This window comes from Pedobacter sp. SYSU D00535 (assembly GCF_017355855.1).
Classification (GTDB): domain Bacteria; phylum Bacteroidota; class Bacteroidia; order Sphingobacteriales; family Sphingobacteriaceae; genus Desertivirga.
Genome location: NZ_JAFEWD010000001.1, coordinates 890260 through 906152, shown reverse-complemented (window position 1 = coordinate 906152; position 15893 = coordinate 890260). Strand labels below are relative to the sequence as shown.

The window sequence follows — 15893 nt, the reverse complement described above, 5'->3', positions numbered from 1 at the left end:
AAGGAGGAGGGAAGCAAGAAACGGATGAGGAGGTTAGCCTCATCCGTTCTAGACTCTAGTTATTATTCTGTTTCAATTGGGCAATAGATTTTTGCATTTGAGCCATCATAGAAGTCAGGCTTTCCATAGTCGGCTCAGGGTTGGGCTCAGGGAAAGAAGTGGAAATGTAAGCCTTCGCTTTCCATATCTCTACAATATCTTCTGCATCTACTGTGTAGGGCTCATAGATGGTATTATCTGAAATGAGTTTTAATGATTTGTTTTCACGGAAGCGATTTCCGGCTCTTTTATAAACTACCCCATCAGATTTGGTAATAAATACATACGTTTCACCTGGTTTAACATCAGTCCAGTTTTCCAGATATTCACCGATTACGATCGTGCCTGATTGCAGCGGTAGCATTGAATCACCCTTAATCTCGAAGGCCCGATAAGTGCCCTGTTTCAAAATAGGTAAGTGAAATTTGGGAAGCTCGCTGATAAATTCGGGATCAGCAAAGCCGTTTAGATAACCGGCACTTGCTTTTACCGGTACCAGTTCAATGTTTTCTCTTTCCTGCGAATCGACAGAAATACTGAGCACCCGCATGTTACCCGCTTCCGGTTTTTGCTTTGGACTCCACTTCTCGGTAATTTTTTCATTTACCAGCTCGTCCATGCTCAATTCATAAAATTCTGCGAATTTTTTTAGCAAATCATATTTTGGCTCCGCCCGGTCCTCTTCATAGGCGCCAACCAGCGAACGTTTAATTTCCATCAAATCAGCGAATTGCTGCTGTGTAAGGCCCTTTTTCTTTCTAAGGTACTTTAGGTTATTAGAGATATTACCCATGTTGAAAATAAATTTGCATTTGCTAAAATAGTTAGTAACTTTATGCTCATAAAATTAGCAATTTATTTTCAAATCAAGATAGATTAATTATGAAAAGGTATGTGTTTATCGTTACTGACAGGAACCGGGCTTCTTTGCATGTAGGAATGAGTTCTGATTTGCTAAAAACAGTAGGCTTTTACCGGCAGATGCCCAGCTTGTTCTTTGATAGTTCTCAGCAGCTTACCCGATTGATCTATTTTGAAGAGTTGACAAGTGAAGCTGCTGCTATTCATCGCTTCAATATAATCAGCAAATTTACCAGGGCGCAGAAGGAGAAGCTGATCAGGGCAGTTAATCCTGATTGGTTGGATCTGAGCATAGGACTAGATTTTGAAAAGGTGCTTCATACCACCGGGATGCATGTTCACCAGCGGTACTTTGCAATGTAGATATAATAGAAAAAGCGGCCTGAGCCGCTTTTTTTATTATATTTAAATGCTTCCTACCAGCCGGGAGCAAACGTTAAACCAATTACTGGTCCTTTAACGTCTCTACGTTGAAATGGAATTGCCGCATAGGGTTCAATTACAAAGTAACCAAATACATTGACACGGAGAGAAATACCGGCACTCATGGCAGGAACGCGCTCCAGAATAGGAACTGGGTTAACATTCCCATTTTCATCTTCCTGGAAAGTAGTTCCGATTTGTCGCGGCCGGCCTCGAAAAGCTACTTTTGAATCACCGTCATAGGCTAAACCAATATCAAAAAAGGCATTCAAATCTGAAAAGAGGAACCTTGATTCGATAGCTGTCAACCGTTCTGGTCCGGTAAATGGCAAACGTACCTCGAAGTTGGCGACTGCGATTCTACTACCCGTCAGTTGATTGATGTTAAATGCATCAGCAGTTTGGGTTCCTCTCCGATAAAACGAATTTGCCTCATAGCCTCGGATATAATAGGGGTAACCGATGAAAAGTGGATAGAGTCTGTTCTCATCCTGGCCAATTCTTTGATAACTGAAGAGTCTTGCTGCAAGGGTCACCGGATTCAAGCGCACATACCGGCGGCCATCTGCTGTTAATGCGGTAAACTGGATATCTCCAATTAAATTCTCTACACCTACCCGGTAACGGAAACCGGCAAGTGGTGCAGTTAAGCCGAAGTACGAGTTGTCTCCGACAAAAGCAGCGTTTAGCTGAAGAATACTGAATGACTGAAAGTCGATGCCGTAGTTTCTATAGAAAGATTCTTGAGCCGCTTCATCGTTTGGAACTCTTCGCCTTTGTGCATCTATCGGGAAGCCCGCCTGATTATACAGATAAGAAAACCGGTCTAGTCGGTAGCTATAATGGGCGGCTCCCACACCGGTCTCAAAGCGATGTACTCTTGAAAAAGGGTAGAAGGCCATCAATTGTATCTGATCTTCGAAGGTTCTGAGAAGGTCGGTGTTTTCTACAATGTTTCCGTTCGGATCCCGTGTATAATATCCTAATCCCGAGACGTAAGGAATATGTGAGACAGCACCACCCCAGGTGATTCTTCCTTGTTGATTGAAATATCCCACCTGACCGCCAAAGTCATAGATTTCTCCGTTGATAGAGGCAGCTGCAAAAATTTGGTTTCTGCCGAGGATATCGCTGAACATTGCCTGGATCCCGCTAGCTAAACCTGTTCCCATTCTTCCCCCCACTGAGGCTCCCACGCCATTACTTGCCAGATAGTCCAGTTTAAATTGTGGCCGGTAGGGTACCGGTTCTATCTGTGCCTTGGTTATCGTTTCAAATCGTTCAAAATTATTCAGGTTGGCGTTGATGATATTGACCCCTACTGATTTGGCCGGTGGCAATGTAGCTGCAGTGAAGTCAATAGCGGTTGGATCAACGGTTACAGGCGTAAAGGCACTTGCCTTAGCGTTGTAGATGGTGTACTTTTGAGAACGATAGTACGAATAGACAATATCATCGTTTCTTGAAACACTCAAAGCCGGTGAGTACTCAGTAATACCACTGATACCCGTAAAATAATCAGTTAATTGTTCAACTAAGCCACCCGCCAGCGTGTAGCGGTACATGTTTCTAAAACCATCTCTGTTCGACAGGAAGTAGATCTGTTGCCCGTTAGCTGAAAACTGAGGATTTAAATTGTTTGCGCCGTAAAAAACATTGATGTCTCTTACCTGCCGGGTATCTAAATCGATAATCGCCAGGTTATACGTAATGTCTACTCCTCTTTGCCCCGCTCTCAAGGTAGTTCTGTCCGTGGAAAATACGATAGAACGTCCATCAGGAGAAAAGCTAGGCTGGTAATCAGAGAAGTTATCGTTGGTTAACTGGGTGAGCTTCTTCGTACGGGTGTTGTAAATGTAGAGGTCGCTATGTCCGTTTTTCAGCCCCGTAAAAGCGATGTCTTCCCCATTGGGAGACCAGCTAAGGTTGCTAAATTCTTCAACACCAGGCATTGCTTCTCTCATAATGTTCTTTCCGTTAGCAACATTGACGACAAATAGTCGCGTTCGACCACCGCTAAAGGCACTAAAGGCAAAGCGTTTACTATCCGGCGACCAGGCACCTGCCGATTCTATAAAACTAAATTCTTCAATATGGGAGTTGGAGGTCTTACTCGTGAGCTTTCGTATCACTTCGCCCGTCTGAGCGTCTGCGAGAAATAAGTCTATGCTGAGAAGTTCCTTTTCAGAGAGGAAGGCAATGTATTTCCCATCAGGAGAGATGGCGGGAGCAACGTTCATGCTTCCCGCGTTCGTAGTGTTGATTACACTCTTTCCGATAGGAACTTGCGAGGTGTCTTTCAACAGCGGTTTGTAAGTGTTTTCGATAGCAGTTCGCCATAGGCTGGAAAGAGTTCGTTCGTCATAGCCAAAGGTTCTTCTTATTGCTGCTTCATACCCGTACCGGGCAGTGGCTTTAAATAAGGGAACAATTACTGTATCGCCATAGGTGGAACCAATGTAGGACCAAAAGGCCTGGCCGTAGCGGTATGGAAAATATCGGTTACTCTCCGTTAATTGCCGGAGGGTTGGAATATCACGATTGAGGTAGGCATCTCGCATCCACATCGCAGTAAACGCATCTACCTTTCCTACAGAAAGATATTCGGCCATCCCTTCCACCATCCAAAGAGGCAAGTTGCCGATATTTTCGAGATTTGTAGAGTCTCCTTCGATTAAGGAATGGTACTGAAAGGCATGGACCAGCTCGTGTCCCAAAACGTGCCTCGTTTGATGGTTAAGCATATGAACCGGCATTATTACCCGATTCTTCATTCCTTCAGTAACACCACCTGTTCCTACACCAGCACCACCTTGCAATACTGTTGTTGATTGAAAATCAGGATGGTTGGCGTAGAGGATAAATGGATTTTTTCTTTTAAAAGTGTCTCGGAATACCTGCTGATGAAGATCGTACCAGGTCTCACTTTCCTGGAGGAAATTGGTGATCAGACTATCATTACGGAGATAATGATAAAGCTCGAAGTGCGGCGACTGTTTAACTACAAATTTAAAGTTTTCGTAGCGCACCAGGTTTTGACCGAAATATTGAGCCCGGGAAGGAACAACTATTGCTATCGTCAGAAGAAATAGAAGCAATAGTTTAATTCCCTGCTTTTGGAGCGGGTTGTATCCTTGTTCCATACTTATATATTAAGAGAGACGAATATAATTAATAGTTAAGAATATTGTTCCGGCTGGACAAGCTTAGCTATTAATTATGAATAATACTTGAAGTTTCTAATTGTTTGACTGCTCCTGCCTTTTTTGACGTCGTGCCTCTCTATTTATTTCTCGTCTGGTCCTTCTGTCAACTGGCTCTTCTGGTTGTACGTTTCCGGCTGGGTTCTGATTCCGTTCTGTCTGGTTATTCTGTTGAGGGGCACGTTCTTCCGTCGGCTCTTCTACAGGTGTTTGTATAGCACTCGTGTCAGGAGTTGCCAAAGAATCTACAAAAACGCTATCAGTTATGGTTGTATCTACCTCAACATAAGGAGTCACACAATTATACTCACGGGTGATCTCTACAGTAGGTTTCGGAAATGGACCGTAAGTATATCCGGTACTCGGGTCGCGGTAAACTTTCTCCATAAACTTTCCGAAAATAGGTAGCGCAGTGTGCGCTCCTTCACCGGTCCCGGAGGTTCTGAAATGGACACTCCGCTCGTCAGCCCCCACCCAGACTCCTGATACCAGATCTTTGGTGATCCCCATGTACCAGCCGTCCACAAAGTCTGACGAAGTTCCTGTTTTACCGCCTATCTGATTGCCCTTTTTCCACAGGTCCCATTCCCAAAGCGAACGTGACGTTCCTCCTGGTTCTTCCATGCCCCCGCGGAACATATAGAGCATTAACCAAGCTATCTCTTCACTAAGCACGCGCTTCTGCTCTGCTTTAAATTCTTCAATCAGGTGGCCGTTATGGTCGGTAATGCGCTTAACTAATATTGGTTCAGTTTTGATTCCCTTGTTCAAGAATGTGCCGTAGGCCTTCACCATTTCAAATACTGTTACGTCGTTAGAGCCTAAACTAACAGAAGGAACTGCTTTTAATGGACTTTCAATTCCCACCTGATGTGCATATTTTACCACTTTATCCCAACCTACCTGTTCTGTTATTTGTGCTGTAATGGAGTTTACGGATTTACCCATGGCGTGGCGAAGTGTCATTTCCTGCCAGGAAAACGAGTAATCAGAGTTTTTAGGCTCCCATACTTTATGTTCATTGTTCTCATCGTACGCAATCTGAATAGGCTTATCCACAAAACGATCACAAGGACTCATTCCGCTTTCTAATGCCGCCAGGTAGGCAAATGGTTTAAACGTAGATCCGGCTTGTCTTTTCGACTGGTTTACGTGATCAAATTTGAAGTGATCGAAATCAATACCTCCAACCCAAACCTTAATATGGCCTGTGAAAGGATCAAGGGTCATCATTCCGGTATTCAGGATTTTTGAATAGTATTCGATGGAATCGAGGGTAGAAAAACGTACTTCCTTCTCTCCATTCCAGCTAAACACCTTCATATCCTTTTTAAGGTTGAGATAATAGTTTATGGAGTCCTGATTGTTATCGTACTTGTTTTTGAGATAATCATAGTAGGGCAGTCGTTGAGCCGCCTTTAAAGCAAAGTTTTCAATCTCTTTACCGTCTGAAGTTCTCCAGGGCTTTTGTCCCTGCCATTGATTATCCAATCTTCTTTGCAAAATCTTCATTTGTTCTGCCACTGCTTCCTCGGCGTACTTTTGAAGCTTGGAATCGATGGTAGTATATATTTTAAGTCCCGATTCATAGAGATCGTAACCATTCTCTTCGGCCCAGTCTTCCAGGTAGCGAGCAACGGCAGAACGGAGGTAAGAATCTCCGCGACTGTCATCTTCTACTTTCCCTAAAGCAAGGCCCAACGGTCTACTACTATATTTTTGGAACTCCTGCTTATCCAGATAATTGTACTTCTCCATCTGCGAAAGCACTACGTTTCTTCTTTCGAGTGCTCTTTCGGGATAATATTGGGGATTATACGTAGTGCTCGCTTTCAACATTCCTACAAGCAGAGCTGCCTGATCTACGCTTAACTTCTCTGTATCCTTATTGAAGTATTTTTTTGCAGCGGTTTTAAGTCCGAAAGTGTTGTTTCCGAAGGGAACCGTGTTGAAGTATAGAGTAAGTATTTCCTGCTTCGAATATTCCCCTTCCAGCTTCATGGCTGTAATCCACTCTTTAAACTTATAGACGATAGTGCGCACTCCTGGGATGTACCTTACCAAGCCCTGGTTCTTATTATTCCGGGTTCTGTACAGGTTTTTAGCAAGTTGCTGTGTAATGGTACTGGCTCCCCGTTTATCGCCGCTAGCTGTAGAAAGGGCGGAAGAAAACACCGAACGAATGTCGACGCCCCAGTGATTGAAAAACCGGACGTCCTCTGTTGCGATGAGGGCATTGATAGTTTCGGGAGTAAGTTGATTGAACTCGATGGGCGTACGGTTTTCCTTATAGTATTTGCCGATCAGCTTGCCGTCGGCTGTATAAAGTTCAGAAGCGATACGCATGTTTGGCGTTTCAATATCGCGATGGGTTGGCGAATACCCGAACAAGCCAAGAAAGTTGAGCTCGATCGCGCAAAAAAACAGAATTACAAAATATAAAAGGATGGCAAAATATCGTACTGGTTTATTCTTTATTTCTCTAAACATATAGTATCTGTAAACACTTTCTCTGAAACTTCAAATTCTATAAACAGGTTTGTCCTGATAAAATTATTTTCTCAGATAAAAATCTTGCTGAATGATGTTAACTATTAGGAGTGTCGCTTAATTCAGGATCTCAAAGTCATCGGCGTCTCTGAGGAATGGATAAGCCCTGCGAACCTTCACCAGTTCATCTTTTGATATGGAAAACGTGTATAAATCCTCGTCGTTGGGTTTGTAATAGACCGTTTTGCCATTTGGATCTATGCACATCGAATCGCCCGAATGATAAATTTCGTTGCCATCGTGGCCTACTCGATTTACTCCGACAACAAAGGCCTGGTTTTCAACGGCTCTTGCGGGGATAAGGGCCCGCCAATGAGCGGAACGTCTTTCAGGCCAATTCGCTACCACCAATAGCAGATCATATTCGCCTCCCTTATTTCTAAGCCACACGGGGAAGCGTAAGTCGTAGCAGATTGCCGGACAAATCCTCCAGCCGTTTAACTCTACAAACAGTTTGTCTTTGCCTGCCTCGTACACACTGTCTTCCTTTCCCAGACCAAAAAGATGGCGTTTATCGTACTTTTCGTAAGACCCATCCGGGCGCATCCAAATAAGGCGATTATAGTACTTCCCATCTTCTTTGATGATCAAACTTCCTGTTATCACGCTTTCAAAACGTTCGGCCTGACTATGCATCCACTGCATGGTTTTGCCACCCATTTCTTCTGCCAGCGAAGCGGCATTCATTGAAAAGCCAGTACTAAACATTTCCGGAAGTACAATCAGGTCCGTTTTTTCCCTTATGGAGGAAAGTCGTAAAGATAGGTTTTGAAGATTCTTATCTATGTTTTCCCAAAAAAGGTATGCCTGAAATGTAGTTATTTTTAAGATGCTCATCTATAGGCTTATAAAATCATCAACTAATTTAAACTTTAGTCAGGAGACTTACTGCTTGTTCCAAAGTTTCTTGCTTCTTAGCAAAACAAAATCTTATTATTCTGAAATCTGTCCCCCTGCCGTAAAATGCCGAGCTTGGAATTGCTGCAACTCCGAAATCTGTAGTTAAGCGTTTCACAAATTCAGTGTCCCGTTCGTCGGTAAGGTTTTTTATATCAGCGCACTGGAAGTACGAGCCGGCACAAGGTAATAATTCAAATCTCGTTTCTTTCATCAATCTCCTGAAAAAATCTCTTTTCTCCTGGAAAAAAGCACTTAAACCGGTATAATAGTCTTTTTGTTTCAGAAATTCAGCAATGGCATATTGCATTGGCGTGTTGACACTAAATACAAGAAACTGATGTACTTTTCGGAACTCGCTCATCAGGGGCGTCGGAGCAAGGCAGTAACCAATCTTCCAACCGGTTGTATGAAATAGCTTGCCAAATGAAACGGTAATAAAGCTTCTTTCTTTTAATTCCTCGTAACGGGCCATGCTTAGGTGCGCTTTACCGTCATAAACGAGGTGCTCATACACCTCATCACTCAAAATCAAGATGTCGGTTCCGCGGGTAATCGTGATTAGCTGTTGAATATCGTCCTCATCTAGAATTGCTCCAGTCGGATTTTGCGGCGAATTAATGATAATCATCCTGGTTCTGGCAGAGATCAGCTTCCTGACCATCGTCCAATCGATTTTATAATCGGGTGGAGCTAGTTCAAAGGGCTTTACAAGACCTCCCAGTAATCTTATTGAGGGCGCATAGGAATCGTAGGCGGGTTCAAAGACGATCACCTCATCGCCGGGTTGAATTACCGCAGCAAGCGCGGTGAAAATTGCCTGAGTGCCGCCGGCTGTAACCGTTATCTCCGTTTCTGGGTCGTAATTGGAGCCGTATAAATAATCAACTTTTTCGGCGATTACCTCCCTGAGTGCAGGCAAGCCTGCCATGGGAGCATATTGATTATTCCCGGCCCTTAGGTACTTGTCTACCAGTGCTATTAATTCAGGTGGCGAATCAAAATCGGGGAAACCCTGCGAAAGGTTAATGGCATTATGCTCGGCGGCTAGTCGAGACATGACGCTGAAAATGGTAGTTTCTACCTTCGGTAACTTCGATTTTATCTGAATCACAACCTAAAACTGAACGACGTCTACTATTCGTGTTAAAAAGGTGCTAAAAATAGCTAAATTTACTCATCAACGATAGAATTATGACTTTTAAAACCCCGGAGAGCCGGCTTTTTATAATCCTTGCCACTTTTCTCGTTTCCAATGCTATCCTCGCAGAATTTATTGGGGTGAAAATTTTTACCGTGGAAGGCTCACTTGGAGTCGAGAAGCTGGATGTGAATTTATTTGGGGTGCCTGACTTGTCATTCAACATGTCGGCCGGCGTGATTACCTGGCCGCTCATTTTTATCATGACCGATATCATTAACGAATATTTTGGTATTAAGCAGGTGCGGTTTCTTTCCATCTTAACCGCCATTCTGATCGCCTATGCGTTTCTTGTGGTCGGGCTTTGTATGCGACTTGTGCCTTCCGACTTCTGGATTAACCAAACTGTAAACGGGCAAGCTGTCAATATGGACAATGCCTTCGATGCGGTGTTCGGACAAGGAATGTGGATTATTTGCGGTTCCATCGCTGCTTTTTTGATAGGGCAGTTGGTAGACGTGATCATTTTTCACCGGATCAAGAAGTTAACAGGCGAGAAATCTTTATGGCTAAGGGCAACGGGTTCTACGCTGGCATCCCAGTGTATAGACAGCTTCGTGGTGATCTTTATTGCTTTTTACATCAACCCGGCTTACAACTGGAGCTGGAAGATGGTAGCAGCTATTGGCTTGGTAAATTACAGCTACAAGTTTATAGTGGCCCTTCTTATGACCCCGATCTTATATGTCGCACATAATTTAATCGACAAGTTTTTAGGGAAGGAGCTGGCGTCCAAATTGGTGAGGGAGGCTGCGAAATAGGCTGGAGCAAAAAAAACAGCTGCTTTCACAACAGCTGTTTCTTTAATTAGGTTACTGATTGAAATAGATACTACCAGGTTTTTTCACCTTTTTTCATCTTGTTAAGCACCTTGGTTAGATTGCCATTATCATCCTTTTCGCCGGATAAGGCTACTGCCTCTTCCTGGATTTTGATGGCTTCGGCTGTCCTTCCTGATTTATGTAGCAGGTTAGCATAGGTGTCGAGATACATTACTTCCTTTGCGTTTTTACCTTCCAGGGTTTTCTTCGACCAGGCAAGCGCCTGTTGAATGCAGGCCATGTCATCACATTTCTTAAAGATCTCCCATGCGTAGTTGTTCAGCATATTAGGATCAATACTATCGCTGAATTTAGAAAAGTATTCAGTTACAGAAGCGCTGAATTTGAGCCAGTCTTTTGCTCACATGTAGTACATCGGCTTTCCAGAGAGCACCAGCTCTTGTGCCATCTCCGGGATATCTTTATTTAATTTTTGTTGTAGTGCAGTCCAGTCAGGTTCTGCCGAATTCTGCATCGCGGTGGACAGGGCCGGCATCACGAACTCTCGCATGGCGATATTATGAAGGATGCTTTTAGTCCTGCCTTTACCGATCGCCTCGTCCGCTTTCGCCACATTGTTTTTCAGTATAGCAAAACCGCGGTCGCTGGTCTTTTCCGTAGTACGGGCAAGCAGCTTTAAGTTCTGAGGGCTAAGCAGGTCAGTTTGAGTCGCCAGATATTCTGCTGCCACTTTTTTGCTGAAGTCTGCGTCGTAAGCTTCGATAGAGGCATTGGTGACTTTTAGAAGAAAGGTCGTGTCCGTTTTACCTTCCAGGTACTGTTTCTTCAACGTATAATATTGTTTGTCCGGGTCCAAAGCGTCCTTGCCTTTCGAAATGAACACCTCACCCGGAGAGGAACCGACAGCGCGGTGAACAACTTCTCCATCGGGGTTGAAAAACAAATAGGTGGGGTAGGCACGGATTGAATAGGTGTCAGCCAAATACTTTGCGTCGCTCCGCCATTTTTTTACTTCTTCCGAATCTTTCGCAGTTTCATCCAGCTGAACTTTCACATTGATAAAATTCGCATTGTAAAAATCGCCCACCTCTTTTAGCGGGAAAATTTCTTTTGCCATCATGATACAGGGACCGCACCAGGTGGTGTAGGCATCGAGAAAGATGTACTTGTTTTCGGCTTTGGCTTTGGCTTTTACTTCTGCCCAGGAGTTGGCATGTTCGAATTTCATTCCTTTTTCTTCCTGTGCTTGAGCGAGGGATGCTACGAACAACAGGGCAATAGATAGTAGCTGTTTCATATTTAGGTTATTTTGAATACAAGGTAGGAAATTGTTTTAACTTCCTGTTGGTCAATTGTTACTGGTGGATGTTCTCCTGTCACTAAAGCGGTGATCTTACTCGTGTCTCTTCGATTTTCAACAGGTTTTATGTTAGAAGTTAAGAGACTGGAGGTACACTGTACTTAAACTGTACCTATACTGTACACTAACTGTAGCTTAACCGAAGCTAGAAGATTTCCGGGGCAAGAAAGATTAATTTGAAGGGAGGCTTAAAATAAAAAGAGCCGCCCCTTTAGAGGGCAGCTCACTATCTTAGTTTCGATTTATTAAATTAATTGGACGCTCCGCTTAACAAACTCCGTCAGCTCAGCACCGGTAAGCATTCCCTGGGAAAGCAGTGCAAGGTCAAACGCTTGCTTCGCCAATTTGCTTTGCTCTTCGGCGTCTTCTGTTTGAGCGATGCGGGTAATCAGCGGGTGATTGCCGTTAATGGCTACTTTGTAGTTATCAGGCAGAGATCCATAGAAGCTCATGCCGCCACCCATTTGTGCCATGTCTTTCATCCGACGCATAAACTCGTCCATCGTCACATGAACAGGCAGTTCATCCGGACTTAAACTTTCAATTTCGACCTTCATGTTAGGTTTCGAAATAGCTCCTTCGAATACGGTTTTTACTTTCGTGGTCTGCTCTTCCGTCAAAGCGTGTGCAGGGTTGTCATCCTTCACAATCAGCTTGTCGATTACATCCGAGTCGACACGTTTTAAGGAAGTTTTCTCGAGCTTCTGCTCCAGGTGACTGATGAAATGGTTGTCGATCGGAGAGTTCATCAGCAATACATCGTATCCTTTCTTGTCGGCTGACTGGATGAAGGCGTCCTGCTTGGCAGCGTCAGTAGTATATAGGTACACTACCGTGTCGTTTTTGTCTGTCTGAATGGGTTTCACCTTCTCCTTGTACTCGTCAAGCGTGAAGTACTCATTCTTTGTATTGTTTAGCAGGGCGAAGTCCTTCGCTTTCTCGTTGAATTTCTCTTCGCTTACCATACCGTACTTCACGAACAGACCGATGTCCTGCCATTTTTCTTCGAAAGCCTTGCGGTCTTTCTTGAAAAGTTCAGAAAGCTTGTCGGCTACCTTCTTCGTGATGTAAGTATTGATCTTCTTAACGTTGCTATCCGCTTGCAGGAAGCTGCGGGAAACGTTAAGAGGAATATCTGGGGAGTCGATCACCCCGTGCAGCAGCATCAGGAATTCAGGCACAATGTCTTTTACCTCGTCTGTAATGAACACCTGACGGGAGAACAACTTGATCTTGTTCTTCTGGAAGTCGAAGTCGTTCTTCACTTTAGGGAAGTACAGCACACCGGTAAGATTGAAAGGATAATCTACATTCAGGTGGATCCAGAAAAGAGGATCCTCAGAGAATGGATACAACTCCTTGTAGAAAGCCAGGTAATCCTCGTCTTTCAGATCCGCAGGAGCCTTTGTCCAGATCGGGTTGGTATTGTTGATGATGTTATCAACTTCAACCGATTTATATTTTGGCTTGCCTTCTTCGTCCACTCCATCTTCTTCCGATTCGGTTTTGGTTCCGAACTTAATAGGCACAGGCAGGAAGCGGCAGTATTTATCCAGGATTTCCTGCAGTTTGTATTTGCTGAGGAACTCCTCAGAATCCTGGTTTACATGAAGAATAATGTCAGTTCCTCTCTCGGTACGGCTGCCTTCGGTAATTTCAAATTCAGTACTTCCGTCACAGTTCCATCTGGCAGGTTCTGCACCTTCCTGGTAGGAGAGGGTTTGAATTTCCACCTTATCTGCCACCATGAAAGCAGAGTAAAAACCCAATCCGAATTTTCCGATCAGCTCGTTGGCATCTTTAGATTCTTTAAACTTCTCAACAAATTCAGTTGCTCCTGAAAACGCGATTTGATTAATGTACTTTTTAATCTCATCAGCTGTCATTCCCAAACCTCTGTCAGAAATGGTGATGGTCTTTTTCTCTTCGTCGAGTGAAACTTCCACCTGCAGATTTCCAAGTTCGCCTTGGTATTGGCCCAGAGAAGAAAGACGTTTGATTTTTTGGGAAGCATCTACAGCATTAGAAACCAGCTCACGAAGAAAGATCTCGTGGTCAGAGTATAAGAACTTCTTAATTATAGGAAAGATGTTTTCGGTGTGAATCGAAATAGTACCTTTTTCTTGCATGATTCAGATTTTAATTTTCTTTCCCTTATCAAGCCCTGTTCCAAACGTCGCCGATTTGTCAAAATGACAGGATGGATGGACAAAACTTGCTGTGTTGCTACCAGGGCGAGGGGAACAGGTAAAGATGGACAGCGCCTTTGTTAATGTCGTTTCTTCTCTTACCTTTGCAGCGCTTTTGGTTCCTCCAACTCAGTTGAAGGATTAAAAGGGAACTCGGGTGAAATTCCCGGACAGTCCCGCTGCTGTAATCTCCACCAACGATTATTCGATCTCAAGCCACTGTCTGTACAGGATGGGAAGGCAGAATAACCGGGAGTAAGTCAGAAGACCTGCCACAAGTTTAAGTATTCATAGCTTTCGGGGATTGAAGCTTGGATGAAAGTACCTTTCGTGTATTCTCATTTCTCATTTTATTTCCCCCGGCTTTTGTAGGATCATGGTCAAGTTTTGCTTCTTCAGGCTCTCAATTGTTTTTATCTGCTTCGTCCAATTCGGGGAGGGAGAGCTGTACGCCCAGCAAGCCGATACGCTGAAGGAGGTTGCGGTTACTGGTAACAGGATCAATACGGTAAAATCCGACCTGCATCCGCTGCAGGTATTGAATGGGGCACAGCTTGAGAAGCTGAATAGCCAATCAGTTGCAGAGGCAATCCGTCATTTTTCAGGTGTTCAGGTGAAGGACTACGGTGGGCTAGGTGGACTTAAGACAGTTAACGTTCGCAGTTTAGGAAGCCTCCACACGGGTGTCTTTTATGATGGAGTTCAACTCGGAAACGCTCAGAATGGGCAGGTGGATCTAGGGAGGATCTCCTTAGATAATATAGAAACGATAGAGCTGTATAACGGAAGTTCCGACAAGGAAAACCTGCCCGCACGGGCTTACACCCTGGCCAATAGCCTTTATTTGCGAACCAGGCAGCCCGTCTTTACAGGAGACCGAAAACGATATATTCAGTCAAAACTTAGAGCAGGTTCTTTCGGCTTGTTTAACCCATCAATTACCTGGCAGGAAAAACTGAGTGGAAGCGTATATAGTACGGCAAGTGCAGAGTGGCAGTCGTCGAACGGAAGGTATAAGTTTAGACATGTGAACGGTACTTTCGATAGTCTGTTGACCCGTACCAACGGCGACCTGCAATCACTGAGGCTCGAGGCCGCCGTATATGGCAGAGGTAGTGATAGCAGCCGATGGTCTGTGCAGATGTATGGCTACCGTTCAGAAAGAGGGCTGCCGAGGGTGATTGTAGAAAATGCTTACGATTCGCGGGAGCGCTTGTGGGACGACGAGTTCTTTAGTCAGATGTATTATAGCAAATCGTTCGGATTGAAATATGATCTTAGTGTAAGAGGTAAATACGGCTACAGCTATAGCAGATATCAGGATCCTGATTGGCTTGGAAGCTCGGGTGAAATAAGTAACTGGTATAAGCAACAGGAGTTGTATCTTTCAGTTGCGCAGAGATATCAGGTCACGCCCTTGTTTCGACTGGCCTTTGCTTCGGATATCATCAGAAATACGTTAGATGCAGAGATCGATTTTAATCCTACGGGTTTCCCGGAGCCTACTCGCTGGACCAGCCTTCTTTCTTTGACAGGATCCCTGAGGTTTAAGAAATTAACAGCAGAAGCCAACTTATTGGGCACCATTACCAGCGAGGCAGTGGAACGGGGACAAAGTGCCAATAACAAAGACGCCATTACACCGGCTGTCTCTGTTTCCTGGAAGCCATTTTCCGAAAATCTGAATATCAGAGCGTTCTATAAGTCGAGTTTTCGTCTCCCCACTTTCAATGATCAGTATTATACGCTCATCGGAAATACTGCATTAAAACCCGAATACGCGAACCAGTACAATGTGGGTTTTGATTATCAGAAGACCTTTGGAGGAAGGATCTCTTTTCTGTCCTTTCGTGGTGATATTTATCAGAACAACGTAAAGGACAAAATAGTAGCGATCCCGACAAGGGGGCTCTTTTTATGGTCCATGATGAATTTGGGCAAGACGCGTATCAGGGGATTTGAGCTAGGCACTAGTTCTGAATTTAGATTTGCTTCACGAAACTACCTGACGGGAAATCTGAACTATACATTCCAAAAGGCCGTCGATATTACCCCCGGGAGTTTTTATGGAAAATTGCTTCCTTATGCCCCCGTACACGCGGGATCTGCCAATCTCAGTCTTGTCTTGAATAATACAAGCATCAATTACAGCTACATCTACACCGGCGAAAGATATGGTCTCCAACCGAATCGTTCGGATAGTTACCTGGAGCCCTGGTATACCTCGGATGTTTCATTATCCTATCGTCGTGCTTTTAAGGAGCGCATCTTTAAAATAACAGCGGGGATTTATAATGTTTTTGACCTTCCTTACGAGGTGGTCAGGAATTACCCAATGCCGGGACGATCGTTTCAAATTGCATTAAACACGAACTTTTAATAAATACA

General features: G+C 44.1%; 11 protein-coding genes and 1 riboswitch. Of the genes, 3 read left to right on the top strand and 8 right to left on the bottom strand.

Annotation, left to right across the window (positions count from 1 at the left end; all coding sequences use genetic code 11):
• Positions 1 to 55: 55 nt before the first annotated feature.
• Complete coding sequence (locus J4N23_RS03720; protein ID WP_207425654.1) at positions 56 to 832, bottom strand: LexA family transcriptional regulator; 777 nt, start codon at positions 830 to 832, stop codon at positions 56 to 58.
• A gap of 89 nt (positions 833 to 921) precedes the next feature.
• Here J4N23_RS03720 and J4N23_RS03715 point away from each other — a divergent pair, with 89 nt between their 5' ends.
• On the top strand, positions 922 to 1263 hold the full coding sequence (locus tag J4N23_RS03715; RefSeq protein ID WP_207425653.1) for a GIY-YIG nuclease family protein: 342 nt from the start codon (positions 922 to 924) through the stop codon (positions 1261 to 1263).
• A 53-nt stretch (positions 1264 to 1316) separates the two neighbouring features.
• Here J4N23_RS03715 and J4N23_RS03710 read toward each other — a convergent pair whose 3' ends face one another.
• From J4N23_RS03710 to J4N23_RS03695, 4 genes are all read right to left on the bottom strand, one after another.
• Positions 1317 to 4466: a basic secretory protein-like protein gene (locus J4N23_RS03710; protein ID WP_207425652.1), complete on the bottom strand. Its 3150-nt coding sequence runs from the start codon at positions 4464 to 4466 to the stop codon at positions 1317 to 1319.
• Between the two features lie 96 nt (positions 4467 to 4562).
• Positions 4563 to 7016, bottom strand: coding sequence for a penicillin-binding protein 1A (locus J4N23_RS03705; protein WP_207425651.1), 2454 nt, complete (start codon positions 7014 to 7016; stop codon positions 4563 to 4565).
• Between the two features lie 117 nt (positions 7017 to 7133).
• The gene (locus tag J4N23_RS03700; protein ID WP_207425650.1) at positions 7134 to 7913 is read right to left on the bottom strand and encodes an amidohydrolase; all 780 of its coding nucleotides are present in this window, start codon (positions 7911 to 7913) and stop codon (positions 7134 to 7136) included.
• Positions 7914 to 7941: 28 nt separating this feature from the next.
• Positions 7942 to 9087 (bottom strand): methionine aminotransferase, encoded by a 1146-nt coding sequence (locus J4N23_RS03695; RefSeq protein ID WP_207425649.1) that lies wholly within the window; start codon positions 9085 to 9087, stop codon positions 7942 to 7944.
• An 80-nt stretch (positions 9088 to 9167) separates the two neighbouring features.
• Between J4N23_RS03695 and J4N23_RS03690 the strand changes: the two genes are divergently transcribed.
• Complete coding sequence (locus tag J4N23_RS03690) at positions 9168 to 9935, top strand: queuosine precursor transporter (protein WP_207425648.1); 768 nt, start codon at positions 9168 to 9170, stop codon at positions 9933 to 9935.
• A 70-nt stretch (positions 9936 to 10005) separates the two neighbouring features.
• Here the strand turns inward: J4N23_RS03690 and J4N23_RS03685 are convergent, their stop codons facing one another.
• The 3 genes from J4N23_RS03685 to htpG all read right to left on the bottom strand — a co-directional run bounded on the left by J4N23_RS03685 (position 10006) and on the right by htpG (position 13445).
• Complete coding sequence (locus tag J4N23_RS03685; RefSeq protein WP_207425647.1) at positions 10006 to 10281, bottom strand: tetratricopeptide repeat protein; 276 nt, start codon at positions 10279 to 10281, stop codon at positions 10006 to 10008.
• Between the two features lie 75 nt (positions 10282 to 10356).
• Positions 10357 to 11253 carry a thioredoxin family protein gene (locus J4N23_RS03680; protein WP_207425646.1) on the bottom strand — a complete coding sequence of 299 codons (897 nt, stop codon included), beginning with the start codon at positions 11251 to 11253 and terminating at the stop codon, positions 10357 to 10359.
• Between the two features lie 308 nt (positions 11254 to 11561).
• A complete protein-coding gene (gene htpG / locus J4N23_RS03675) occupies positions 11562 to 13445 on the bottom strand; it encodes a molecular chaperone HtpG (protein WP_207425645.1) in 1884 nt (627 codons plus the stop codon).
• A 159-nt stretch (positions 13446 to 13604) separates the two neighbouring features.
• Positions 13605 to 13797, top strand: a riboswitch (cobalamin riboswitch).
• Between the two features lie 84 nt (positions 13798 to 13881).
• Between htpG and J4N23_RS03670 the strand changes: the two genes are divergently transcribed.
• A complete protein-coding gene (locus J4N23_RS03670) occupies positions 13882 to 15885 on the top strand; it encodes a TonB-dependent siderophore receptor (protein WP_207425644.1) in 2004 nt (667 codons plus the stop codon).
• The last annotated feature ends 8 nt before the right edge of the window (positions 15886 to 15893 follow it).

Coding starts and splice junctions, on each gene's coding strand:
- J4N23_RS03705 (WP_207425651.1), bottom strand. CDS start 7,016: ATGTTTAGAGAAATAAAGAATAAACCAGTACGATATTTTGCCATCCTT.
- htpG (WP_207425645.1), bottom strand. CDS start 13,445: ATGCAAGAAAAAGGTACTATTTCGATTCACACCGAAAACATCTTTCCT.
- J4N23_RS03670 (WP_207425644.1), top strand. CDS start 13,882: ATGGTCAAGTTTTGCTTCTTCAGGCTCTCAATTGTTTTTATCTGCTTC.
- J4N23_RS03720 (WP_207425654.1), bottom strand. CDS start 832: ATGGGTAATATCTCTAATAACCTAAAGTACCTTAGAAAGAAAAAGGGC.
- J4N23_RS03680 (WP_207425646.1), bottom strand. CDS start 11,253: ATGAAACAGCTACTATCTATTGCCCTGTTGTTCGTAGCATCCCTCGCT.
- J4N23_RS03710 (WP_207425652.1), bottom strand. CDS start 4,466: ATGGAACAAGGATACAACCCGCTCCAAAAGCAGGGAATTAAACTATTG.
- J4N23_RS03690 (WP_207425648.1), top strand. CDS start 9,168: ATGACTTTTAAAACCCCGGAGAGCCGGCTTTTTATAATCCTTGCCACT.
- J4N23_RS03715 (WP_207425653.1), top strand. CDS start 922: ATGAAAAGGTATGTGTTTATCGTTACTGACAGGAACCGGGCTTCTTTG.
- J4N23_RS03700 (WP_207425650.1), bottom strand. CDS start 7,913: ATGAGCATCTTAAAAATAACTACATTTCAGGCATACCTTTTTTGGGAA.
- J4N23_RS03685 (WP_207425647.1), bottom strand. CDS start 10,281: ATGCTGAACAACTACGCATGGGAGATCTTTAAGAAATGTGATGACATG.